Source organism: Hymenobacter sp. BT559, assembly GCF_017571525.1.
Lineage (GTDB): Bacteria > Bacteroidota > Bacteroidia > Cytophagales > Hymenobacteraceae > Hymenobacter > Hymenobacter ginsengisoli.
Genome location: NZ_JAGETY010000002.1, coordinates 13,758 through 34,464 on the forward strand (window position 1 = coordinate 13,758; position 20,707 = coordinate 34,464).

Genomic DNA, 20,707 nt, shown 5'->3' on the forward strand with positions numbered 1-20,707 from the left:
AAGGAGATAGCAAAAAACGCGGCGGGGGCAGGAAAACCAAAGACTCAACACAGATACAAAGTACGGGCGCCCGGCGCGCTTGGCACGAGGCCAGCAGGCAAAAAGCCCGTTTTGCAGCGCAAAACGGGCTTAAATTCGGGGCAGTGAGCTTATTTATACGCGCTCTTGCGGAGCGTTGGTGGGGTTGCTGTCAGCGCGGTCGGGGCCAGCGTCGGTGGCCGACTGCTCGCCGCCTTCGAGGCCGTTGGTTTGCTCGGCGTCGCCGTAGTCGCCCCTGATGCCGGCGCCATCGCTGCTGGCCAGGTCTTGCTGGGTCACGGTTTCGGGGTTGCCGCTGGCATTGGGGTCCGGGTCGGCATCGGGGTTGGTGAGGGGGCCAGCCGTGCTAGGGGTCTTGCCTTCTTCAATCTCCGACGGGCGGCCGGAATCGGGGGCGGGGTTGGGAGTTACCATGTTTATTTACTGATTAATTGACTAATGGTCAGTGGTTAATGAATGGCGGTTTTTGTCTGCCCTGGCACACGTTCTAAACGCACCCAAACAGACCTTGCCCGTTAATCATTAACTAATTAACTATTATAAATTTACCTGGCCGATGCTGCCGCCACTCACGCCCGTGCCGCTGCTTACGCCGGGGCCGCTGATACCGCCATCGTTTTCTTCGTCGGTTTGGGCATTGCCGTCGGCGTCGGTTTCGAGCGCAGCGGCTTTCTTATCCTGAGCAGTGGCGCTGGGGCGGGCGTTGCCGCCGCTGCCCGAGTTGTCGTCGGCATTGCCGCCGTAGAGGGCATCGGGGTTGGTGGGGGCTTCCTGGCGGCCCAGCGGCTGGTAATCGTCCGACTGGACGGGCTGGGTAGCCTGGTCTTTTTCGGGGCGGGTGGTAGACATGCGTGCGTGGAAAAGGGTATGCCTTGTGTACGCAGCCCGGCGCGGGTGGTTAATCTTGGGTATCTGAAGATTTATTCCCATCTTACCGTCTTCAAGCCCAACCAGCTGCTCTTCTGCCCCTAGCTATGGCTACTGCTACCGATGTGCTGCGCGCTAAAACCGACGCTGAGCTCCAGTTTTTTGTCGATAACCCCGGCTACTACCACGCCGACCTTGTGGCGGCGGCCCGGCAAGAGCTGCGCCGCCGCGGGCTAGGCCCCACCCCGCCCTCCAGCGAGCCCGAGGCCGTGCTTGACTATACCGACGAGGCTGAGCCGGGCCCTAGCCGGCGGCCGCTGCTCATCGCGGCGGCGCTGCTGGGCTTTGTGGGAGCCGGCGGGGCCATGTTCTGGGCAAGCCGGCCGGCCGCACAACCCCTGGCCGCCAGTCAGCCGGGCCACCTCTCGCCCGACTCGCTGAAGCTCGAAAGCGTGGCAGCGCGGCCTATTCCGGCATTCGACGTGGACAAGATTGTGCAAGAGCAAGTAGCACGCGTTCCTGAAGCCGAAAAGCAGAAAGCGCAGGAACTACGCCAGTTTCGGGGGCTGTGCCGCCGCTTCTGGAACGCCGAAACCCAAACCGAATTTCTGACCTCTCAGGCTCACGCCGGGCAGGCGGGGCCTATGTTTGACGAGCAAACCTTGGTAGTGCGCCAAACCTGGCGCGACTGGAACAAGGCCGTAGTGTACAGCTATAAATTCGGGCCCAACATGAAGGACCAGCTTGAGCGTATGGCTAGCACTGCCAGCAGCCAGCAGCACATTCTGGCCAATTTTCCCGGCCTGCTGGATGGCCACAAATTCTTAACCGATAAGGAAATGGTTTCCCGCGAAGCCGACGTGCAAGACTGGCTCGCCGGCCTGCGCAAGGTGTCGCCCGTGACGGGCAAGCCCTACAAGGCCACTGTGCTGGAGATAAAACTGTAGCGCGGATTTTCGGTCGGCTGGTGGCACCGCTTCCTATTCGCAGGCCGAACGGCCTGCGCTACCCTACCCGGCCGCACGAAACCCTAGCGCCCCGCCCGGTGGTTAAGCAAGCACCATGGATGTTTCCACCCCCGAGGCGGCCGCCGCGCACTTTGCCCAGCGCCCCGATGCCGAGCTGCTTTACCTGGCCCGCCACGCCAGCCGCTACCCGCCCGCCGTGGGGGCCGCCGCTGTGGCCGAGCTGCAGCGCCGTGGCCTGGTGCCCGAGGCACCGCTAGCCCCACCGCCCACGCCCGAGGCCCCCGCCGAACCCGACGAAACCTGGGCCCAAGTGCTGCTGCCGGTGCTGCGCGGCCTGTTTTGGCCCACGCGGCAGTGCTGGGCCGTGCCCGTGCTCATCGACCTCAACCTGCTGGTGTGGCTGGCCATGACCTGGAGCGGTGTGTCGGCCACGGCGCCCACCGGCCACGAGTTGGCCCGCTGGGGCTCCAACGTAACGGGCCTCACGTGGCCGGGCCAGCCCTGGCGGCTGGTCACGAGCCTGTTTGTGCACGGTGGCGTGGCGCATCTGCTCCTCAACATGGCCAGCCTCTGGCTGCTGGGTGTGCTGCTCGAAGCCCGCACCGGCGGCGCGCGCCTGCTGGCGGCCTACCTGGCCAGCGGGGTGGCCGCCTCGGCGGCCACGCTGTGGTACCATAGCGGCGGCATCAACTCGACGGGGGCTAGCGGAGCTATTTTCGGGCTGTATGGCCTACTATTAATGTTGCTGCTCAGCAAAAAGATAGTGCTCGACAAATGGGACCGGCGCGGTATGCTGGGCCTGGTTTTATACCTGGTGCTCAGCAATCTAGTTTCGGGGCTCACCGGCAATATCGATAACATTGCCCACCTGGGCGGGTTGCTGATGGGGCTGCTGGTGGCGGTGCCCATTCAATTATCCATGCAACGGAGCTAGCGCCGGATTGTCACTTTTGCGTTTTTTCCGTTTAGAGTCAACCTGCCCGCCCAGGCTGAGTCTTCGTTCATTGCCCACTGCATCCTGACTTTATGCTCGCTCTTCAGCAAGACGCTATTCAGCAGCCCGCCGTGGCTCGCGACATTCCCACGCCCCAGCCTGGCGGCGAGGAAGTATTGATAAAGCTGCGCGCGGCGGCCCTCAACCACCGCGATGTCTGGATTCAGAAGGGCCAGTATGCCGGCATCAAGCTGCCCTGCACGCTCGGGGCCGATGGCGCGGGCGAGATTGCAGCCCTGGGGACGGGTGTTGAAGGCTGGGCCGTGGGCGCGCCGGTCATTATTTATCCCGGCGTAGAGTGGGGCGACAAGGAGCGCACACAAGGCCGCAGCTTTCGGGTGCTGGGCATGCCCGACCCCGGCACATTTGCCGAATACACCACCGTGGCGGCCCGCTACGTGCGCCCGCGCCCCGCACACCTAAGCTGGGAGCAAGCGGCCGCACTGCCCCTGGCGGGCCTCACGGCCTACCGTGCGGCCTTTGTGCGGGCGCAGGTGCAGCCCGGCGAGCGCGTGCTCGTAACCGGTGTGGGCGGAGGCGTGGCCCAAGTGGCTGCGCAGCTTTGCGCCGCGGCCGGGGCTGAAGTATGGGTCACCTCGGGCGACGATGACAAGCTGGGCCGGGCTCTGGCTCTGCCGCTAGGCCTGCGGGGCGGCGTCAACTATAAGCAAGCTAGCTGGAGCCGCACCCTTACGCAAAACTCGGGCGGCTTCGACGTGATTATCGACAGCGCAGGCGGCGACGCTTTTGGCGCCCTGCTCGATATGGCCGCGCCGGGTGGCCGCATCGTATTCTACGGGGCCACGCTGGGCACTATTCCGCAGCTGGCGCCGGCCAAGGTATTTTGGAAGCAGCTTAGCATCCTGGGCTCCAGCATGGGCTCGGAGCGCGATTTTGATGCTATGTTGGCTTTTGTGAATGAGCACCAGCTGGTGCCGATAGTAGACAAAACATTCCCCCTAGCCGATGGCGAGGCCGCCCTGCGCTACCTCGAAGCCGGCCAGCAGCTCGGCAAGGTGGTGCTTACTTGCTAGCCCTATTCTTTTTGCGTTAATGTAAAAAACGGCTGTCATGCTGAGCCCCGCGAAGCATCTTATCAGGTTCGAACGACTTGTTCTAGCGTGATAAGATGCTTTGCGGGGCTCAGCATGACAGCCGTTTTAGCGACCGTGGCCCAACGGGCTTGCCGCCCGTGGCTACTTCTTCCGGTACTCGCTATTGAGGTAGGCTAGCACGGGCGCCGTCACGTCGAGGCCTTTTTCACCATAGGCGATGGTGCCGCTGGGCGCCGCGATGAGTATCATCTTGTAGCCGTGTGCTTTGCCATAGGCTTCTACTTTTTTATTCACGCTGCCCAGCACGGTTTGGGTGAGCTTGGCTTCGGCCTCCTGGGCCTGCTGCTGAATCTTCTGCTGCTCGGCGGCGCCTTGCTGCTGCTTTTGCTGCAGCTGCTGCTCGGCGGCGGCGCGCTGCTCGGGGGTGAGGCCAGCGGCGGTTTTCTGATACTGCTCTACCGCCGTGCGAAAGCTGGTTACCAGGGCTTGGTTTTGGCGCTCCCAGCCCTTAGCCTTCACTTCGAACGAGCGGCGGGCGTCTTTCATGCCCTGGTAGCCATCGAGCAGCTTCGACGACTCGACGTACACAATGGCGCCGGCGGCCGGTGCCGGGCCGGCGGGCGCGGCGGCTACTGCGGGAGCCTCTTCGGCCGGGGCGGCCTCGGCAGCGGGGCTAGCGGTAGTATCGGCAGCGGCGGGGGCGGCCTCTTCGGTAGCGGCTACCGGGGCCACAGCCGGCGCGGCGGCCGGGCGCTGGTTGAAATGCAGAAAGTAGAGCACGGCCACTGCAATCAGCAGCACGGCATTAAAAGCTAGTTGGGCAGGATTCTTCATGGTAGCAAAGGTAGAAGCAAGAACCGTGAACAGTTAATAGGGAGCGAGGAACAATTTTCCTTAGCTGCTCCCTGCTCATTAGTAGCTATTCACTTGCCTACTCACTGCTTTAAGCCGGCATAGCTAGGTGCAGCAGGGCGTCGCCCTGGTTTACCACCGGCATGTAGTTGAGGCCAATGACGTAGCCGCTGGCCGTGGCTTCGAGGCGCACCGACTGTTCGCCGTAGGGGTCGGCGATGGAGCCGTATATCTGGCCTTCTTCCACAAAATCGCCGAGCGCCACGTGCGCCCGAAACAGGCCGGCGTAGCGCGCCCGCATCCAGCGGTGGCGGTGGCACACAATATTGGGCCGGGCCGGCAGCGGCCCTTCAGGACCCATGCCCAGGTGGTGCAACACCCGCAGTGTGCCCGCAATGGCTTCCTCAATGCCGCCCTCGTCGAAGCGCAGGCTTTCGCCGGTTTCGTACACGATAATGGGCTTGCCCAGCGCGTGGGCTGTGGCGCGCAGCGAGCCCGTGCGCAACCGTGCGTGCAGCGTAAAAGGCGCCGCGAAGGCTGCCGCCAAGGCATCAATACCTACCTCCTCGCCCAGCACGCAGCGCAGCTGCGGGTGGTTGGCGCGGGCCTTGCCGCCGGTATGAAAATCAATGCCATAGTCCACCAGGGGCATGATTTCGCGCATGAAGCGGTGGGCTACCCGGCTGGCCAGCGAGCCGCGTGGGTGTCCCGGAAATGAGCGGTTCACATCCTTGCCATCGGGCACCTCGCGGCTGAAATTGAGAAAGCCGTAGATATTGAGAATGGGAATGGCAATGACAGTGCCGCGCGTGGGCTGTAATAAATCGCGCCGGATAAGCCGCCGAATGGTTTCGATGCCGTTTACCTCGTCGCCGTGCATACCAGCCATCAGCAGCAATACCGGGCCAGGTTGCTGCGCCCGGATAACGTGCACCGGCACGTCGATAACCGTGCCCGAAGGCAGGCGCGAAATAACCAGCCGCGTGAGCACGCGCTCGCCGGGCCGAATACGCAGGCCATTCAAGGCCAAATAGTTGTCAGTTGCCATTGCCAGAGGCTAGCCCGGCCGGAAGCCGGGCTAGCCCGTCAGTAGATACCAGAAAGCCCGTCGATGTTCAAGAATCCGGCCAAGTGCGTTAGTGCCGGTTATTGTCGGGCTTTAGGCAACATCGGCGGCCGAATCGGGAGCCGCCTTCTTGCGCTTGGGCTTGGTTTTGCCGCCGCGCTTGCGCAGCGTGAGCGCCTCGGTGTAGTCGATGATGCGGCCGGCAATATCGAGGCCGGTTGCCTTCTCGATGCCTTCGAGGCCGGGCGACGAGTTGACTTCGAGCACCAGCGGGCCGCGCTTGCTTTGCAGCATATCCACGCCGGCCACCCCTAGCCCCAGGGCCTTGGTAGCGAGCAGGGCGGCGGCTTTTTCGGCACGGCTCAGCTTGACGAGCGTACCGGTGCCGCCGCGGTGCAGGTTGGAGCGAAACTCGCCTTCCTTGCCCTGGCGGCGCATAGCCCCTATCACCTCGCCATCAACCACGAAGGCGCGCACGTCGGCGCCCTTGGCCTCGGCAATAAACTCCTGCACCAAAATGCGGGCCTTGAGGTTGTGAAACGCCTCAATCACCGACTGGGCAGCCTTGGCGCTTTCGGCCAGCACCACCCCTAGCCCCTGCGTGCCCTCCAGGAGCTTGATAATGACCGGAGCGCCCCCCACGTGCTCGATGAGGGCGGGCAGCTCGTCGGTATCATTGGTGAAGGCTGTTTTGGGCATCCCCACGCCGGCGCGGCTCAAGATTTGCATCGAGCGCAGCTTGTCGCGCGAGCGCACAATGGCCTGGCTATCAACGGCGGTGCGCACCTTCATCATCTCAAACTGCCGCACCACGGCCGTGCCATAAAACGTGACCGACGCCCCAATGCGCGGAATAATGGCGTCGGGGCGGGCTAGCGGCTGGCCTTGGTATAGAATGCTGGGCTGGCCCTTTTCGAGCACCAGGTTGCAGCGCAGGTGGTCGAGCACCTGGGCTTCGTGGCCGCGCGCGGTAGCCGCCGCCACCAGCCGCTTGGTGGAGTACGACTGCGGCTCGCGCGAAAGAATTGCCAGTTTCATAACGAGTGGAATAGGCGGAGCCTAGGGCAGAATAGCGGGAGTAGTAACATTAAGATAGGCGCTACTGGGCTAGTCTTGGCCCGCCGCAACGGATGTTTTTTTCCTGAACTTTACTACCAAACTACGTCTAAACCGGCCCATCGGGCGAACCGCTAGCCTTCAGGATTCGCTCAGCAGCCCGGCGCTCAGCCTGATACGCGACGTCGCGCCGGGCCACATCGACCACAAAGCGGCCCTGGCGCAGCAGCGCGCGCCCCAGCAGCACCGGGTGCCGGAGGTCGGAGCGGTCGGCCAAGGAAAACTCGGTTTCAAAGTCTTCGCCATAGAGCCGCACCACCGTGCGAATGACGTAGCGCGCCTGCACCTCGCCGTTGGAAGAGCGGATGTTGCGCTGCGCAAACTCGCGGAAGGCTAGCGGCTGGCCGTCGGTGGCGGGGTGCTCGGGGTCGAGCAGGCGCACGTGCAGCACGGGCTGGCCGGTAGCAGGGTCGGGCGCCAGGTGCAGGTCGGCGCAATGGATGGCACTGGTATAAGCCCCAGTATCGACCTTGGCCACCACCCCTGGCAGGCCCAGGGCAGGCAGGTCGATACGCTCGCGGCGGCCGAGCAGGCGTTTGTCGGGGCGCTTTTTCATGCGGTCAAAAACAAAACCTTTTGTTCTGGCAAGCGCAACGAAATGGAGCGCGGCACTCTTTCTTTTGGCTAGGGTGCTAGCCTAACGACAAAGGAAGGAGTGCCGCGCTCCATTTCGTTGCGCTTGCCAAGACAACCGCTTACTAATTTCTCTCCTGGGCCAGCAGGCGCTCAAATTCGCGCTGGGTGCGCTCGCCCCGGTTGAGGTTGCCGTAGGCGGCTAGCCCCTGCGCCACCACACCCACGCCCCAAAACACGGTCGACCAGATAGGCCAGGGCAGGTAGTCGTGGTGGTGCCCTTCGAAGGGCTGGGTGGTGAAGGCCCATAGCAGCCACAGCCCGGCATTGACGAGCAGGTAGGTAACTAGGTGGCTCTGAAACTTGGTGCGGGCCTTGGCTACCTGCCACAGGCGTTGGTCGCGGAGGGTGTCGGCGGGGGCGGAAGCGGGGCGGATAGGCTGCATGGCGTGTGGGGCTAGCGGTGAGTGGAAGTGATGGCCAAATGTATATTTTTGACCTAGCCCTTCGCAATTCACGCTTGCTCAAGCGGTAGTATTGGCGCCTCAAGCGGTAAAAACAAGCTCCCGAGTGTTGCGTATCACGTACCAGTCAGCTGCGTTGTTTTTATGTCCGACTCCACTTCCAGCCGCCTGCGCGTTGTGCAGGGCGACATTACCAAGCTCGCCGCCACAGCCATCGTCAATGCTGCCAACTCGTCTTTGCTCGGCGGCGGGGGCGTCGATGGGGCCATTCACCGCGCGGGCGGGCCTGCCATTTTAGACGAGTGCCGCCAAATCAGGGCCCGGCAGGGCGGCTGCAAAACCGGGGAGGCCGTTATCACCACCGGCGGGCGGCTGCCGGCCCAATACGTCATTCACACCGTGGGCCCGGTCTGGAATGGCGGCAGCAAAGGCGAACCCGAGCTGCTGGCCGCCTGCTACCGCAATAGCCTGGCCCTGGCCCTTGAGCGCCGGCTTGAGTCGGTGGCTTTTTCCAGCATCAGCACCGGCGTCTACGGCTACCCGAAGGCCGACGCGGCCGCCATTGCCGTGCGCGAGGTGCGGCAGTGGCTAGCCACCCACGAATGGCCGCAGGAGGTAGTTTTCGTCGTTTTCGATGAGGAGAATAACCGCCTCTACGAGCAGGCGCTAGCTGGCTAGCCCTGCCCAGGAGTACTGGCCTGCGGCACGCGGGCTCTACGCGGCTACTTCCAGCCCCTCCACGCGCTCCTGCACTTGGCGCATGAGCCACAGCGGCGTGCTGGTGGCCCCGCAGATGCCCACCGAACTCGCGCCCGCAAACCACTCATCCTGTATTTCGCTCTCGTTCTCAATGAAGTAGCTCCGCATATTCACGGCATTAACTACTGAGAACAGCGCCTTGCCATTGGAGCTTTTGCGGCCGCTCACAAATAGAATAACGTCGTGCTCCTGGGCAAAGCGGGTTAGCTGGGGCTCGCGGTTGCTCACCTGCCGGCAAATGCTGTCGTTGGCATCAAAGCTTTCGAGCTCGCCGCCCGCGGCGGCAATGCGGGCTTCTATCAGGGCCTTCATCTTGTAGAAGCCGGCCGTGCTCTTGGTAGTCTGGCTGAAGAGCGTAACGGGCCGCGTGAAGTCAATCTGGTCGAGGTCGGCCTCGGTCATCACAATGAGCGCCTGGTTGCGCGTCTGGCCCGTGAGGCCGATAACCTCGGCGTGGCCCGGCTGGCCGTAAATTACAATCTGACCATTTTCGCGGGTGGTGGCGTCGAAGGCATGCTTCACCCGATTTTGCAGCTTGAGCACCACCGGGCAGCTGGCATCAATGAGCTCCAGGTTGTTTTGGAGGGCTAGCTGATAGGTTTCGGGTGGCTCGCCGTGGGCCCGGATGAGCACCTTGCAGTCGTGCAGGGTGCCGAGCTGCTCGCGGTCTATTACGCGCAGGCCCTGCTGGTGCAGGCGCTCCACCTCCATGCGGTTGTGCACGATGTCGCCGAGGCAGTACAGCGTGTGGTTTTCGCTGTGGCTCAGCTCGTCTTCCGCCATTTGAATGGCAAACTCAACCCCAAAACAATACCCCGAGTTTTTATCGATGGTTACCTGCATAGTAGCTATCAAACCCCCCGATAAGCCCTTGGGTTCGCGGCCACAAAGGTACGAAGCCGGCTAGTGGTTACGGACAGGCCGGAAAAAATGTCGGTGAGCGGCTCCGTCTACCTTCGGTCGCTCGCTTGGCTAGCCCCTGCCGGGCCACTACGGTCTTTCGGCCGAACTTTACGGCTCTACCCCCGGCCGATGCTATTCAACTCACTTCATTTTCTCGTTTTCTTCCCGGTCGTCATCGGGCTTTACTTTGCCCTGCCGGGTCGCTGGCGGGCACCGCTGCTGCTGGTGTCGAGCTACTACTTCTACCTGAGCTGGAAGCCGGCCTATGGCCTGCTGCTGGCAGCTACTACCCTACTCGACTACTTTAGCGGGGTGCGCATGAGCCGGCTGGCTAGCCCCGCCCAGCGCCGCCCCTGGCTCTACCTCAGCCTGGCCAGCAACCTAGGTACACTATTCATTTTCAAATACTTTAATTTTTTTACTCACACAGCCGTGGAGCTGGCTGCCGCACTGCACGTGCCTTTTGCGGCGCCCACGCTGGCGCTGGCCCTGCCGGTGGGCGTGTCGTTCTACACGTTTCAGTCGGTGGCCTACATTGTGGATGTGTACCAGGGTAAGCTCGCCGCCGAGCAACACCTGGGGCGGTTTGCGCTGTTCGTAGCCTTCTGGCCGCAGCTCGTGGCGGGGCCCATCGAACGGGGCGGCCAGATGCTGCCGCAGCTGCAGCAGCCGCATGGCTTCGACTACGGCCGGGTGGCCAGCGGGCTGCGCCTCATGGCCTGGGGTATGTTTAAGAAAGTGGTTATTGCCGACCGTCTCGCGCTGCTCGCGAACCCCGCTTTCGACCATCCGCAGGGCTTTGAAGGGCCGGCGCTGCTGGTAGCCGTGGCCGCTTTTACGGGTCAGATTTACGCCGATTTTTCGGGTTATACCGACCTGGCGCGCGGCGCGGCGCGGGTGCTGGGCTACAACTTGGTGCTCAATTTTCGGCAGCCCTACCTGGCCACTTCGGTTGGCGATTTCTGGCGGCGCTGGCACATGTCGCTCTCTAGCTGGTTTCGCGACTACGTCTACATTCCGCTAGGGGGCAGCCGCGCCGGCAAGGTGCGCACGCAGCTCAATGTATTTATCGTTTTTTTACTGAGCGGGCTGTGGCACGGGGCTAGCTGGACGTTTATACTCTGGGGCGCACTACATGGCACTTACCTCATAGCCGAAAGCCTGACGGCCCCCAGCCGGGCTGCGCTGGCACAGCGCCTGAGGCTGCCCGCCCGGCCCGGCCTCCAACGCCTGCTGAGTACCGGCACTACGCTGGCCCTGGTAGCCTACGCCTGGATTTTCTTTCGCGCCAACAGCCTGCCCGACGCGCTTTACGTGGCCGGCCACCTTTTCCAAGGTTGGGGCCGCCTACCCACAGCGCAGCTGACGGCGGCCCTGGCCGGGCTAGGCCGGCACTTTGGGGCCGAACTGCTGGTAGCAGCTATCGCTGTGGCGCTGCTAGCCCTTAGTGATTACCGAGCCGAGCGTGGTTCGGTAGCCCGGTGGCTAGCCGGCTGGCCGGTAGCGGGCCGCTGGGCCGGCTATGCGGGGCTGCTGCTCGCTATATTATACTTCGGGGTGTTTGGCAGCAGTCAGTTTATTTATTTCCAATTTTAATCTGCTCCTGCCATGCTAAAACTTGTGCTTCGCCTAGCCGGGTTGCTAGGGGTGGTGGGCCTAGTGGCCGGGCTGGGGCTCGCCGCCGGTCTGCGGGCCGGCTATGTCGATGCGTTTTACGCACGCTTTGCCGCACCACCGGCTAGCTCGCTGGTGTTGGGCACCTCGCGGGCGGCGCAGGCCATCAAGCCTGGCGTGCTGGCGGCGCAGCTGGGCAGCCGCTATCAGGGGCCGTGGCTCAACTACGCCTTCACGCTGGCAGAGTCGCCCTACGGGCCAGGCTACCTCAGCAGCATCGAGCGCAAGTTGGCGCCCGGCACCCAGCACGGCCTGTTTGTGCTGGCCGTCGACCCATGGTCGCTGTCGCTACCGAAAAACGTGCAACGCGACAAGTCTTTGCAAGATTACAAATCGCGGGTATTAAATAAGTTAGATGGCCGAATCGTATTTCCCGAAGAGAAATCGATGGTTAGCCAGCTAGCCAGCGTGAGCCAGAGCCCTAACCTTGACTACCTAGCCCACTACCTGCACAAGCCTTTCTATCAGCTGCTCTTAGACACTGACAGTGCCCACGTTATCGAGCGCCTGCACCCCGATGGCTGGCTCGAAATAGCTCTGCCGCCCCCCAGCACCAACCCCGCGCTGCTGCACCGCCGCATGGCCGAAAAGCTGGTCACCTACCGCGCCCTGGCAGCCACCAATACCTTAGCCGTAGCCCGCGAAGTCAGCCTGCAACAAACCATTACCTTCCTTCAAAAGCACGGGCGCGTGGTGCTGGTGCGTGTGCCCACCGGCCCGGAAATGGCCGCGCTGGAGCAGCACTATCAACCCGACTTTGATAAGCGCCTGACGGCTTTAGCTACCCAAGAAAAAATACCCTACCTGAACTATATCGACCAGGCCTACCCTACCAACGATGGCAACCACATCACGCGCGGTGCGGCCGAGCAGTTCAGCCAGCGCCTGGCCGCCGATATTGCCCGGCTAGCCCCCTAGCGGGCAGCTTACTCGCCCAGCTGCCCGCTCAGTTTGTGGGCATAGGCCGCAAACAGTGCCGACGATACCTTGTCGAGCACAAAATCAACCTGCTCGGTAATGGTGATGTGCGTGGTATCGAGCAGCACGGCATCGGCGGCGCGGCGCAACGGGCTTTCGGCGCGGGTCGAGTCGATATGGTCGCGCTTGCGCAGGTTTTCGATAATAGCGGCCAGCTCCACATGTTCGCCTTTAGCCGCTAGCTCTTCCTGGCGGCGGCGGGCCCTGATTTCGACCTCGGCGGTCATAAAAATCTTGACCTCGGCATCGGGGAAAACCGTGGTGCCGATGTCGCGGCCGTCCATCACCACACCGCGCTTGCGGCCCATGCGCTGCTGCTGGGCCACCATGGCGTGGCGCACCTGGGGTATCACCGACACCTCGCTCACCGAATTGGAGATACGCATCTGGCGAATGTCATCCTCCCGAATGCTGTCGTTCAGGCACAGCTCGTTGCGCCCGGTGCGGCGGTTGCGCTTGAAGCTGATGTGGATATCGTCGCGCAGGGCGTGCTCCACCCGCGCCATGTCGTCGAAGGCGATGCTGTTTTCGAGTAAAAACAGCGTAACGCCCCGGTACATGGCCCCGGTGTCGAGGTAGGCGTAGTGCAGTGCGGCGGCAACTGCCTTAGCAGTAGTGCTTTTACCGCACGAGGAATAGCCATCAATGGCGATGACGAGGTTTTTCATAAACGCGCGAAAACGGCCATTGGCCCCGCAAGATTACGAAATCCAACGCTTTCGCGCCCCGCTGGCCCTCACCAGCCGCTGCGGCACCGACCGAAAAAAAGCCGCTACCGACGCTGCCTCCCCGGTATTTAGCTGCTCATTTACCAGATAAAAAGGGTTAAAAAAAAGTTTATTGGCCAGGCCCACGCCCGTGCTGCCGTCGGGGCCTGCGGCCCACTCGGCGCGGTAGGTATTCACTAGGCACTGCCCCAAAAAGCACCCTAGCGCCGTCACCACCCCCTCACGGTCGGGCGAGCCGGGCACCAGCTCGGCGCGCTGGACTTCAATAAAATGGTCGAGCTCCAGCACGGCGGCTTCGTTGTAGACAGGCAGGCCTAGCTGCTGGCGCACCTGCTCGGCGGCAGCTTGCAGGGCGCTTACTTCAGGGGCATTTTCGGACATGGGGCGAAGGTACGGGCCGCGTGCGGGCCGGCCCCGGCTCGCACGCGGCCTATTTAGAGCCGCTTGTTGCCTTCCAACGGCCGTAGGCAGCCAGCAGCTCCGGCAGTTGCTCCGGAATAATCTTGGGGTCAAGCTCCAGCTGCTGCGACAGGGCCGTGTAGTCGAGCAGTGCTTTGGCCAGGGCTAGCCGAAACTGCACATTGTTGGGCGGCAGCACGGCTCGCACTTGCCCGTCCTGCGCCAGCAAAGTGTAAACCATCGGCGGCTGGGGCGAGGGCATCACCGACACGTATTCAGCTACCTGAAACCCGCCCCGACGATACAGATTGCGCACAAATAAATTGCGCCGGCGCTGCACCGAGCGCGGCATATCGACATCGTGCACCACCGAAAACGTGTCGCGCCCAATGGCAAAGGCCCGCACGCTATCGGCCGGATACACCAGGGCGTACTGCGGCTTGTGGTCGGCGTCGCTCACGCTCAGGGTTTGGTCGTCGTAGAGCAGTTTGGCACGCTTCCAGTCAGGATGCGCCTTGAGCTGGTAGGCGCCGCCCTTGAAGCTGGTGGGCGGCAGGTGCACCGCCGGGGCGGCGGGCACAGGGGCCGGCGTTTGGGCCACGGCGGGGCCGGCAGCCAGTAATAGGACACCCAGAGAGTAGTGTTTTAACATAGGAGAGCGAGTTGCAGAAGAAAAAGCAACCGCTAACATACCTATAAATCGGCCTCTATCCCAAACTCAATGTCCACAGGGGCAGGGCACTGACTTGCCGCCGCTATGGTGGCGGTACCACTTGGTTTTTTGCGACAGCGAGCCGTGTGTGGCACAGCCGCTGGCCGCCAACAGGCCTGCCAGGGCTAGCAGAAGCGCCGGCCGGGCCAGCAAACGGGCATTTGTCGATAGCTTCACGGCACGTTTTTTTTCAAATTTACTTTACATTGTCCCAACTAGCCAGCTCGCTGGTGGGTTTCATTTTTTGCAAAACGACATGGCGGCTGAATTCGTGCTCTCTGTTAATCTGGTGGATATTCCGGCCCGCACGGTGTGCCCGGTGGTGCTGCGCGTGGCCGACGGCCGCGTGGCGGCCATCGAGCCGGTGGCTGGCGCCAGTGGCCCCGACCCAGCTTGGCCCTACGCCCTGCCGGGCTTTGTGGATGCCCACGTGCACGTCGAAAGCTCGCTGCTGGTGCCCAGCGAATTTGCCCGGCTAGCCCTCGCCCACGGCACCGTAGCCACCGTGAGCGACCCCCACGAAATTGGCAATGTGCTAGGGGTGAGCGGGGTGCAGTACATGCTCGACAATGCCGCCCAGGGGCCGTTCAAATTTTGCTTTGGGGCCCCTAGCTGCGTGCCCGCTACGCCGTTTGAGACGGCTGGGGCCGAAATCACGGCGGCCGATATCGAGCAGCTGTTTCAGAATCCGGCCATCGGCTACCTGGCCGAGATGATGAACTGGCCCGGCGTGCTCAACCGTGACCCTGGCGTGCTCGAAAAAATAGAGCTGGCCCACCGCTACGGCCGCCCGGTAGATGGCCACGCGCCCGGCTTGCAGGGCGCTGATGCCGAGCGCTACGCCAGCGCCGGCATCGCCACCGACCACGAGTGCTTTACGGCCGCCGAAGCCGCCGACAAGCTGGCGGCGGGCATGAAGGTGCTCATTCGGGAGGGCTCGGCGGCGCGCAATTTCGATGCGCTCATCGAGCTACTGCCCCAGCACTACGAGCAGCTCATGTTCTGCTCCGACGACAAGCACCCCGATACGCTGCTGCTCGGCCACATCAACCAGCTGGTGCAGCGCGCCGTGGCGCTGGGCTACAGCGTGTTTGATGTGTTGCAGGTAGCCTGCCTCAACCCCGTGGCACACTACAGCCTGCCGGTGGGCCAATTGCGTACCGGTGACCCCGCCGACTTTATTCTGGTCGATAACCTAACTGATTTCCAGGTTTTAAAAACGTACCTCAACGGCGAGCTAGTAGCCGAAAATGGCCGGTGCCTGCTGCCGCCCGCCCCGGTGGCCCTAGCCAATAATTTTCATGCCCAGCCCGTAGCCGCAGCAGCGCTGGCCGCCCCGGCCACGGGCACCGGGACCGAGGCGCTGACGCCCGTTATGGAGTGTTTCGACGGCCAGCTTATTACAGCACGCCGCGACCTGCTAGTGCCCGTGGCTGGCAGCCGGCGCCAGCCCGACCCTAGCCAGGACGTGCTCAAGCTGGTGGTGCTCAACCGCTACACGCCCGGCGCGCCGCCGGCAGTAGCCTTCATCAAGGGCTTTGGGCTGAAGCAAGGCGCCCTGGCCAGCAGCGTGGGCCATGATTCGCACAACATCACGGCCGTGGGCTGCGACGACGACAGCCTGGCCCGTGCCATCAACCTGGTAGTGCAGGCCCGGGGGGGGCTAGCCGCTGTGGGCGCCCCCGGCGAAGAGCACCTGCTGCCGCTGCCCGTGGCTGGCCTCATGTCGGACCGCCCCGGCCCAGAGGTGGCAGCGGCCTACTCGGCGCTCGATGCCTTTGCCAAGACGCAGCTTGGCTCGGGCCTGCAAGCGCCGTTTATGACGCTGTCGTTCATGGCCCTGCTGGTTATTCCCAGCCTCAAACTCAGTGACAAAGGGCTGTTCGATGGCGAGAAATTTGAATTTGTGCAGGGCTAGCTGCTACTAAAAAGCGACGGGGCCAGCACCAAAATTGGTGCTGGCCCCGTCGCTTTTTAGTAGCGGCTAGGCTTAGGCTGCGGCAAAGCGCTTAGCGAGCAGGCGTTGCATTTTTTCCTCCGTGAGCGGCTTGGTGAGGTATTCGACGTTAGGATACTGCGCCACGCGGGCCGTGTCGGCGCCGTGCATGGAAGTAGTGAGCACGGCCACTACGGTGCGCTCCTGGATGGCAGCAGGCAACTGGCTATAGCGCTCCAGAAAATCGAAGCCGCTCATACCGGGCATCTTGAGGTCGACAAACACCAAATCGGGTACATCCTCAGCCGGGCTAGCCTGCTCGCGGCCCCAGAGAAAGTCGAGCGCTTCCTCGGCCTTCGAAAAGGAGCTCACCTGCCGGGCCACGCCTAAACGGCTTAGTAGGCGGTTGTTTAAAAAACTTGTCGTCTCATTATCCTCAATCAGCACAATATGGTTGAGCGTATCCATCATATAATCATCGTAATTTGAGGTAACGAAGATACTTGTGGCCCTTCGCTTTAGCAAGCCGGGCTAGCCGGCTACAGCCAGCCCTGGGCCCGCATCCAGTCGTCGTTGTAAATCTTGCCCAGGTAGCGCGTGCCGTGGTCAGGCAGGATAATGACCATCGTATCACTTTCGGCAAGGTGCTCGCGAGCGTACTCGAGGGCGCCGAATACGGCCGAGCCACAGCTCCAGCCCACAAACAAGCCTTCTTCCTTGGCGAGCCGGCGCGTCATGAGGGCGGCGTCTTTGTCAGTCACTTTGATAAACTGGTCGATGACGCTAAAATCTACATTTTTTGGCAGGATGTCCTCGCCGATACCCTCTGTTTTATAGGGATATATTTCGTTGGGGTCGAAAATGCCGGTTTCCTTATATTTCTTAAACACCGAGCCGTAGGTGTCGATGCCCAAGGTAAAAATCTTGCTGTTCTGCTCTTTCAGGTATTTGCTGCTGCCGCAGATGGTGCCGCCCGTGCCCACGCCGGCCGCCAGGTGCGTTATCTGCCCATCGGTGCCCTGCCAGATTTCGGGGCCGGTGGCTTCGTAGTGCGCGGCGGTATTGGAGAGGTTATCGTACTGGTTGGGGTAGAACGAGTTGGGCGTTTCCTGATTGAGGCGGCGGGCTACCGAGTAGTAGCTGCGCGGGTCGTCGGGGGCCACGTCGACGGGGCACACCACCACCTCGGCACCCACGGCGCGCAGAATGTCCTGCTTCTCTTTGCTCTGCTTGTCGCTCATCACAAACACCGTTTTGTAGCCTTTGGCAATGGCGGCCAGGGCTAGCCCCATGCCGGTGTTGCCGCTGGTGCCCTCGATGATAGTGCCACCCGGCTTGAGCAGGCCGGCCTTTTCGGCGTCCTCAATCATGCGCAGCGCCATGCGGTCCTTCACCGAGTTGCCGGGGTTAAAATACTCTACCTTAGCCAGTATAGTTCCTTTGATGCCGTCGGTAACTTTGTTGAGCTTCACGAGCGGCGTGTTGCCGAGCGTGTCGATAATATGATTGAAATACATACTGCCAGGTGGGGAACAATGAATAGCCAGTGGGGCCACAAAGGTAAGCCGGCGGCCGGGCGGAGGCCGGGCGTGTGCGCATTGCCCGCCCCGGCCCTACTTTTGCCCCACTTAACTCTCCTCAACAAGTTAGCCGCCCATGAGCGTTCTCGTCAATAAAGATTCCAAGGTCATCGTGCAGGGCTTCACCGGCTCCGAAGGCTCGTTCCACGCGCAGCAAATGATGGATTACGGCACCCAGGTAGTGGGTGGCGTGACGCCCGGCAAGGGCGGCACCGAGCACCTCGGCCGCCCGGTATTCAATACCGTAGCCGATGCCGTGGCCGCTACCCAGGCCGATACCAGCATCATTTTCGTACCCCCGGCTTTCGCCGCCGATGCGATTCTGGAAGCTGCCCAGGCTGGCATTAAGGTAATCGTGACCATCACGGAGGGCATTCCGACCAAGGACATGATTGCCGTGAAGCACTACCTCAAGGACCGCCCCGGCATTACGATGGTAGGTCCCAACTGCCCCGGCGTTATCACGGCCGGCGAGTGCAAAGTGGGCATCATGCCCGGCTTCATCTTCTCGAAAGGCAAAATCGGCATCGTGTCGAAGTCGGGCACGCTGACTTATGAGGCTGTTGACCAGCTTACCAAGGCTGGCCTGGGCCAGACCACGGCCATCGGCATCGGCGGCGACCCCATCATTGGCACTACCACCAAGCAGGCGGTAGAGCTGCTCATGAACGACCCCGAAACCGAAGGCATCGTGATGATAGGCGAAATCGGCGGTGGCATGGAAGCCGAAGCCGCCCGCTGGATTAAGGAAACCGGCAACAAGAAGCCCGTCGTAGGCTTCATCGCCGGCCAAACGGCGCCTCCCGGCCGCCGCATGGGCCACGCCGGTGCCATCGTAGGCGGGGCCGACGACACGGCGGCCGCCAAAATGGCCATCATGCGCGAGTGCGGCATCCACGTGGTGGATTCGCCCGCTGAGATTGGCGATACCATGCTCAAAGTGCTGGGCGGCAAGTAAAGCTAGTCAGCGGCTTTTGCAAGCCTAACAAAGCCTCTGCCCATCCAGGCAGAGGCTTTGTTATTATATCATATTGCCTTTTGGGCGACGCCTCCAACTAAGCTGGAGTAGGGCTAGCCTTCGCTCCTACGTGCTTTTACTTATACAGAAGCTTTAGTAAAGCGCAGCCGACTGTTTAGGCTGATACACTACGCCGAAGCTCATTAAAAAAGCCGGCAGCAAATTGCGGTTGGCGTGATAATGGCGGGCAGATTCATTATAAGGCGACTGATTGTCGTCCTGCCTGGAAGTACTCGCCACCGACAGGCCAAGCGTGGTCACCAACTGCCAGCGCCGGCTTTTGCCTATATCCGAGCGCACCGAAAGCGCTAGCTCGTGGCGCGTCATAGCGCTCAAGGGCAGTGGCCCATACTCCGCATCAGTCAAGTAGTCAAAGTTGACTTGAGTAAATCGGTAATTCAGGCTGTAGGTATCCTTTTGCTGAATGTGCGCAACGCCTAGCTGCCCAAAATACTTGCTGTAGCGCGCTTCGTATTCGCTGTAAACCCCAGAACCAAAAATTCCCAGGTCAACATAGCCCCGGTGGCAATACGCCTGCCCGCCACCACCCAAGCCGCTCAGCAACCAGCGCCGGCCCAGTGGTTGGTAAAGGCCCGCACCCACCTCATACTGCCGCGTCACGAGAAAATGCTGGTCGCTGAGCCTGGGCGCAGCGGTGAGGCCCCCGGCTACCACAACCCGCTGCACGGGCGAATAGGCGGCCGTGGCCTCAACACGGCCCGTAAGCTGAGCGCTAGCTCCCACCTCCACCTGGCCCCGCTGCCGCACCAGCGGCATCACCGGCTGCATGGGCGCATACACGGTGCAGCCAGTAGCTGCCAGCAGGCAAGCTCCAGCGGCAATTTTTACAGCATTTCGCATAAGACTCACGCTAGCAAAAAGTTGATGAGCTACTGACTACCTCTTCCTACTTGCCGCCGCGGCCCAGCAAATCGGGCCGAAAGACCACGCCCACGCCGACGAGCGTCGACACTGGTGCCGTCTGGGAGTTGTAGGGCTGACTCGGGTTGCCGGCGGTGGGCAGCGACAGGCCTAGCGTGCCCTGGCCCTGCACTACGCCGTGCCCCACTCGCACAAAAAGCGTGGGCTCGATAAAAACTCGGTTAGTGGGTGTAAAAGGCTGGCCTTCATAGGCAAGTTGCTGGTAGTCGACTAGGGTGCCGCGTACCGAAGCCCCGGCCGTGACCACACCACCCAAAGGCCGCGCCGCGTAGAGTTGCCCGTAGTAGCGCAGGTAGCGCGCCTCGTATAGCCCGGAAATAATGGGCACCGGCAAAATATAGAGCACGCCAATATCCAGGCTGTGCAGCTGCACACTGGCAAAGCCTAGTCCGCCCACGGCCGCCCAATACCAGGCCGAGCGCACGGAAGGAGCCCGGTAATAGCCTACCCCCAGGCCAAGCTGCCGGTGCGCGTCATGGTAGGTGGTCGTCACGTTGCTGGTCGTGGTTTCGGTGGTGCTGCCCTGCAAGGCCGATTCGGCAGTCAGCAGCAGGTGGCTGGTGGGGGCCCAGGCTGCATCCAGCTCCAGCGAATTGACGCCGCGCAGGCCGCCAGTTATCGCCACCTGCTTTTGCGTAAGTAGCGGCGTGCTGGGCACCGTAGGCACGTACACGGCGCAGCCGCCTAGCAGCAGGCTGCCCACAGCTGGCGCAATAGCTTGTCTAATTTTTACCATGAGTGGGGCATAAACAGCGTGAAACCTGAGCAGCCCAAACAACGGCAATTACCTCAGTACAAGCAAGCCAATAGCTTCCTATTTCAGACACTCAGACGCCCGACCTACACAAGCAACTAGTGCTTTTTTAACCTAGTCAGGCTATTTTTTGACCAGTTGGTGCGGGACTTTAGAAATCCTGCTTCCACCTCTGCCGGCAGCCCGCAAAGAAGTTGTTATGCCCTTTGGCGCCCGCACATCGCAGCAGCCCGCGCGCTTCATCGTACGTGTTCTTGCTTACGGCCGCGGCTCTTCGCCCGCTAGCTTTTTGCGTATGCAATCCCGCCACCGTTGCAGGTGGCCCTAGCC

22 protein-coding genes and 1 pseudogene are annotated in these 20,707 nt (G+C 62.0%); 8 read left to right on the forward strand and 15 right to left on the reverse strand.

Going from position 1 to position 20,707, the window contains the following annotated elements; all coding sequences use genetic code 11:
* Positions 1 to 153: 153 nt before the first annotated feature.
* Complete coding sequence (locus J4D99_RS02720) at positions 154 to 453, reverse strand: hypothetical protein (RefSeq protein ID WP_208130173.1); 300 nt, start codon at positions 451 to 453, stop codon at positions 154 to 156.
* A gap of 123 nt (positions 454 to 576) precedes the next feature.
* The gene (locus J4D99_RS02725) at positions 577 to 888 is read right to left on the reverse strand and encodes a hypothetical protein (protein ID WP_208130174.1); all 312 of its coding nucleotides are present in this window, start codon (positions 886 to 888) and stop codon (positions 577 to 579) included.
* A 125-nt stretch (positions 889 to 1,013) separates the two neighbouring features.
* Here J4D99_RS02725 and J4D99_RS02730 point away from each other — a divergent pair, with 125 nt between their 5' ends.
* From J4D99_RS02730 to J4D99_RS02740, 3 genes are all read left to right on the forward strand, one after another.
* A complete protein-coding gene (locus tag J4D99_RS02730) occupies positions 1,014 to 1,853 on the forward strand; it encodes a hypothetical protein (RefSeq protein WP_208130175.1) in 840 nt (279 codons plus the stop codon).
* Between the two features lie 115 nt (positions 1,854 to 1,968).
* On the forward strand, positions 1,969 to 2,808 hold the full coding sequence (locus tag J4D99_RS02735) for a rhomboid family intramembrane serine protease (protein WP_208130176.1): 840 nt from the start codon (positions 1,969 to 1,971) through the stop codon (positions 2,806 to 2,808).
* Between the two features lie 92 nt (positions 2,809 to 2,900).
* Positions 2,901 to 3,902, forward strand: a complete 1,002-nt coding sequence (locus J4D99_RS02740; protein WP_208130177.1) for a zinc-binding dehydrogenase — start codon at positions 2,901 to 2,903, stop codon at positions 3,900 to 3,902.
* Positions 3,903 to 4,064: 162 nt separating this feature from the next.
* Here the strand turns inward: J4D99_RS02740 and J4D99_RS02745 are convergent, their stop codons facing one another.
* The 5 genes from J4D99_RS02745 to J4D99_RS02765 form a co-directional block, all read right to left on the reverse strand.
* Positions 4,065 to 4,757 carry an OmpH/Skp family outer membrane protein gene (locus tag J4D99_RS02745; RefSeq protein WP_208130178.1) on the reverse strand — a complete coding sequence of 231 codons (693 nt, stop codon included), beginning with the start codon at positions 4,755 to 4,757 and terminating at the stop codon, positions 4,065 to 4,067.
* A gap of 109 nt (positions 4,758 to 4,866) precedes the next feature.
* Complete coding sequence (locus J4D99_RS02750) at positions 4,867 to 5,823, reverse strand: succinylglutamate desuccinylase/aspartoacylase family protein (protein WP_208130179.1); 957 nt, start codon at positions 5,821 to 5,823, stop codon at positions 4,867 to 4,869.
* Between the two features lie 111 nt (positions 5,824 to 5,934).
* Entirely contained in the window at positions 5,935 to 6,879 is a 945-nt protein-coding gene (rimK, locus tag J4D99_RS02755) for a 30S ribosomal protein S6--L-glutamate ligase (protein ID WP_208130180.1), read from the reverse strand.
* 127 nt (positions 6,880 to 7,006) lie between these two features.
* Positions 7,007 to 7,513, reverse strand: coding sequence for an ATP-dependent zinc protease family protein (locus J4D99_RS02760; RefSeq protein ID WP_208130181.1), 507 nt, complete (start codon positions 7,511 to 7,513; stop codon positions 7,007 to 7,009).
* Between the two features lie 142 nt (positions 7,514 to 7,655).
* The gene (locus J4D99_RS02765) at positions 7,656 to 7,976 is read right to left on the reverse strand and encodes a 2TM domain-containing protein (protein ID WP_208130182.1); all 321 of its coding nucleotides are present in this window, start codon (positions 7,974 to 7,976) and stop codon (positions 7,656 to 7,658) included.
* Positions 7,977 to 8,138: 162 nt separating this feature from the next.
* Here J4D99_RS02765 and J4D99_RS02770 point away from each other — a divergent pair, with 162 nt between their 5' ends.
* Positions 8,139 to 8,672: an O-acetyl-ADP-ribose deacetylase gene (locus J4D99_RS02770; protein ID WP_208130183.1), complete on the forward strand. Its 534-nt coding sequence runs from the start codon at positions 8,139 to 8,141 to the stop codon at positions 8,670 to 8,672.
* 36 nt (positions 8,673 to 8,708) lie between these two features.
* Here J4D99_RS02770 and J4D99_RS02775 read toward each other — a convergent pair whose 3' ends face one another.
* The gene (locus J4D99_RS02775; protein WP_208130184.1) at positions 8,709 to 9,596 is read right to left on the reverse strand and encodes a 4-hydroxy-3-methylbut-2-enyl diphosphate reductase; all 888 of its coding nucleotides are present in this window, start codon (positions 9,594 to 9,596) and stop codon (positions 8,709 to 8,711) included.
* Between the two features lie 189 nt (positions 9,597 to 9,785).
* On the opposite strand from J4D99_RS02775, the gene J4D99_RS02780 reads away from it, so the two are divergent.
* Positions 9,786 to 11,252: an MBOAT family O-acyltransferase gene (locus J4D99_RS02780; RefSeq protein WP_208130185.1), complete on the forward strand. Its 1,467-nt coding sequence runs from the start codon at positions 9,786 to 9,788 to the stop codon at positions 11,250 to 11,252.
* A 12-nt stretch (positions 11,253 to 11,264) separates the two neighbouring features.
* Complete coding sequence (locus tag J4D99_RS02785; RefSeq protein ID WP_208130186.1) at positions 11,265 to 12,248, forward strand: hypothetical protein; 984 nt, start codon at positions 11,265 to 11,267, stop codon at positions 12,246 to 12,248.
* Between the two features lie 8 nt (positions 12,249 to 12,256).
* Here J4D99_RS02785 and cmk read toward each other — a convergent pair whose 3' ends face one another.
* Genes cmk through J4D99_RS02800 form a run of 3 tightly spaced genes read right to left on the reverse strand, consistent with a single transcriptional unit; the run spans position 12,257 to position 14,087 of the window.
* Positions 12,257 to 12,976, reverse strand: coding sequence for a (d)CMP kinase (gene cmk, locus J4D99_RS02790; protein ID WP_208130187.1), 720 nt, complete (start codon positions 12,974 to 12,976; stop codon positions 12,257 to 12,259).
* 33 nt (positions 12,977 to 13,009) lie between these two features.
* Entirely contained in the window at positions 13,010 to 13,417 is a 408-nt protein-coding gene (locus J4D99_RS02795) for a hypothetical protein (protein ID WP_208130188.1), read from the reverse strand.
* Between the two features lie 49 nt (positions 13,418 to 13,466).
* Complete coding sequence (locus J4D99_RS02800) at positions 13,467 to 14,087, reverse strand: hypothetical protein (protein ID WP_208130189.1); 621 nt, start codon at positions 14,085 to 14,087, stop codon at positions 13,467 to 13,469.
* Positions 14,088 to 14,403: 316 nt separating this feature from the next.
* On the opposite strand from J4D99_RS02800, the gene ade reads away from it, so the two are divergent.
* The gene (gene ade, locus J4D99_RS02805) at positions 14,404 to 16,065 is read left to right on the forward strand and encodes an adenine deaminase (RefSeq protein ID WP_208130190.1); all 1,662 of its coding nucleotides are present in this window, start codon (positions 14,404 to 14,406) and stop codon (positions 16,063 to 16,065) included.
* Between the two features lie 72 nt (positions 16,066 to 16,137).
* On the opposite strand, the gene J4D99_RS02810 is transcribed toward ade, so the two are convergent.
* Together J4D99_RS02810 and J4D99_RS02815 are read right to left on the reverse strand one after the other, a co-directional pair.
* Complete coding sequence (locus J4D99_RS02810) at positions 16,138 to 16,554, reverse strand: response regulator (RefSeq protein WP_208130191.1); 417 nt, start codon at positions 16,552 to 16,554, stop codon at positions 16,138 to 16,140.
* A 71-nt stretch (positions 16,555 to 16,625) separates the two neighbouring features.
* Positions 16,626 to 17,600: pseudogene (locus J4D99_RS02815) on the reverse strand (PLP-dependent cysteine synthase family protein); the annotation flags it as partial.
* 139 nt (positions 17,601 to 17,739) lie between these two features.
* On the opposite strand from J4D99_RS02815, the gene sucD reads away from it, so the two are divergent.
* Positions 17,740 to 18,621 (forward strand): succinate--CoA ligase subunit alpha, encoded by an 882-nt coding sequence (gene sucD, locus J4D99_RS02820; RefSeq protein WP_208130193.1) that lies wholly within the window; start codon positions 17,740 to 17,742, stop codon positions 18,619 to 18,621.
* A gap of 153 nt (positions 18,622 to 18,774) precedes the next feature.
* On the opposite strand, the gene J4D99_RS02825 is transcribed toward sucD, so the two are convergent.
* Both J4D99_RS02825 and J4D99_RS02830 read right to left on the reverse strand, forming a co-directional pair.
* A complete protein-coding gene (locus J4D99_RS02825; RefSeq protein ID WP_208130194.1) occupies positions 18,775 to 19,542 on the reverse strand; it encodes a hypothetical protein in 768 nt (255 codons plus the stop codon).
* 46 nt (positions 19,543 to 19,588) lie between these two features.
* The gene (locus tag J4D99_RS02830; protein ID WP_208130195.1) at positions 19,589 to 20,359 is read right to left on the reverse strand and encodes a hypothetical protein; all 771 of its coding nucleotides are present in this window, start codon (positions 20,357 to 20,359) and stop codon (positions 19,589 to 19,591) included.
* Positions 20,360 to 20,707: the final 348 nt, after the last annotated feature.

What these genes read in the sequence shown, in the direction of transcription:
- J4D99_RS02740 (WP_208130177.1), top strand. Translation starts at nt 2,901, where the DNA reads ATGCTCGCTCTTCAGCAAGACGCTATTCAGCAGCCCGCCGTGGCTCGC.
- J4D99_RS02760 (WP_208130181.1), bottom strand. Translation starts at nt 7,513, where the DNA reads ATGAAAAAGCGCCCCGACAAACGCCTGCTCGGCCGCCGCGAGCGTATC.
- J4D99_RS02775 (WP_208130184.1), bottom strand. Translation starts at nt 9,596, where the DNA reads ATGCAGGTAACCATCGATAAAAACTCGGGGTATTGTTTTGGGGTTGAG.
- J4D99_RS02830 (WP_208130195.1), bottom strand. Translation starts at nt 20,359, where the DNA reads ATGGTAAAAATTAGACAAGCTATTGCGCCAGCTGTGGGCAGCCTGCTG.
- J4D99_RS02780 (WP_208130185.1), top strand. Translation starts at nt 9,786, where the DNA reads ATGCTATTCAACTCACTTCATTTTCTCGTTTTCTTCCCGGTCGTCATC.
- J4D99_RS02795 (WP_208130188.1), bottom strand. Translation starts at nt 13,417, where the DNA reads ATGTCCGAAAATGCCCCTGAAGTAAGCGCCCTGCAAGCTGCCGCCGAG.
- ade (WP_208130190.1), top strand. Translation starts at nt 14,404, where the DNA reads ATGGCGGCTGAATTCGTGCTCTCTGTTAATCTGGTGGATATTCCGGCC.
- J4D99_RS02745 (WP_208130178.1), bottom strand. Translation starts at nt 4,757, where the DNA reads ATGAAGAATCCTGCCCAACTAGCTTTTAATGCCGTGCTGCTGATTGCA.
- J4D99_RS02810 (WP_208130191.1), bottom strand. Translation starts at nt 16,554, where the DNA reads ATGATGGATACGCTCAACCATATTGTGCTGATTGAGGATAATGAGACG.
- J4D99_RS02735 (WP_208130176.1), top strand. Translation starts at nt 1,969, where the DNA reads ATGGATGTTTCCACCCCCGAGGCGGCCGCCGCGCACTTTGCCCAGCGC.
- J4D99_RS02725 (WP_208130174.1), bottom strand. Translation starts at nt 888, where the DNA reads ATGTCTACCACCCGCCCCGAAAAAGACCAGGCTACCCAGCCCGTCCAG.
- cmk (WP_208130187.1), bottom strand. Translation starts at nt 12,976, where the DNA reads ATGAAAAACCTCGTCATCGCCATTGATGGCTATTCCTCGTGCGGTAAA.
- J4D99_RS02785 (WP_208130186.1), top strand. Translation starts at nt 11,265, where the DNA reads ATGCTAAAACTTGTGCTTCGCCTAGCCGGGTTGCTAGGGGTGGTGGGC.
- J4D99_RS02770 (WP_208130183.1), top strand. Translation starts at nt 8,139, where the DNA reads ATGTCCGACTCCACTTCCAGCCGCCTGCGCGTTGTGCAGGGCGACATT.
- rimK (WP_208130180.1), bottom strand. Translation starts at nt 6,879, where the DNA reads ATGAAACTGGCAATTCTTTCGCGCGAGCCGCAGTCGTACTCCACCAAG.
- J4D99_RS02730 (WP_208130175.1), top strand. Translation starts at nt 1,014, where the DNA reads ATGGCTACTGCTACCGATGTGCTGCGCGCTAAAACCGACGCTGAGCTC.
- J4D99_RS02765 (WP_208130182.1), bottom strand. Translation starts at nt 7,976, where the DNA reads ATGCAGCCTATCCGCCCCGCTTCCGCCCCCGCCGACACCCTCCGCGAC.
- J4D99_RS02800 (WP_208130189.1), bottom strand. Translation starts at nt 14,087, where the DNA reads ATGTTAAAACACTACTCTCTGGGTGTCCTATTACTGGCTGCCGGCCCC.
- J4D99_RS02720 (WP_208130173.1), bottom strand. Translation starts at nt 453, where the DNA reads ATGGTAACTCCCAACCCCGCCCCCGATTCCGGCCGCCCGTCGGAGATT.
- J4D99_RS02750 (WP_208130179.1), bottom strand. Translation starts at nt 5,823, where the DNA reads ATGGCAACTGACAACTATTTGGCCTTGAATGGCCTGCGTATTCGGCCC.
- J4D99_RS02825 (WP_208130194.1), bottom strand. Translation starts at nt 19,542, where the DNA reads ATGCGAAATGCTGTAAAAATTGCCGCTGGAGCTTGCCTGCTGGCAGCT.
- sucD (WP_208130193.1), top strand. Translation starts at nt 17,740, where the DNA reads ATGAGCGTTCTCGTCAATAAAGATTCCAAGGTCATCGTGCAGGGCTTC.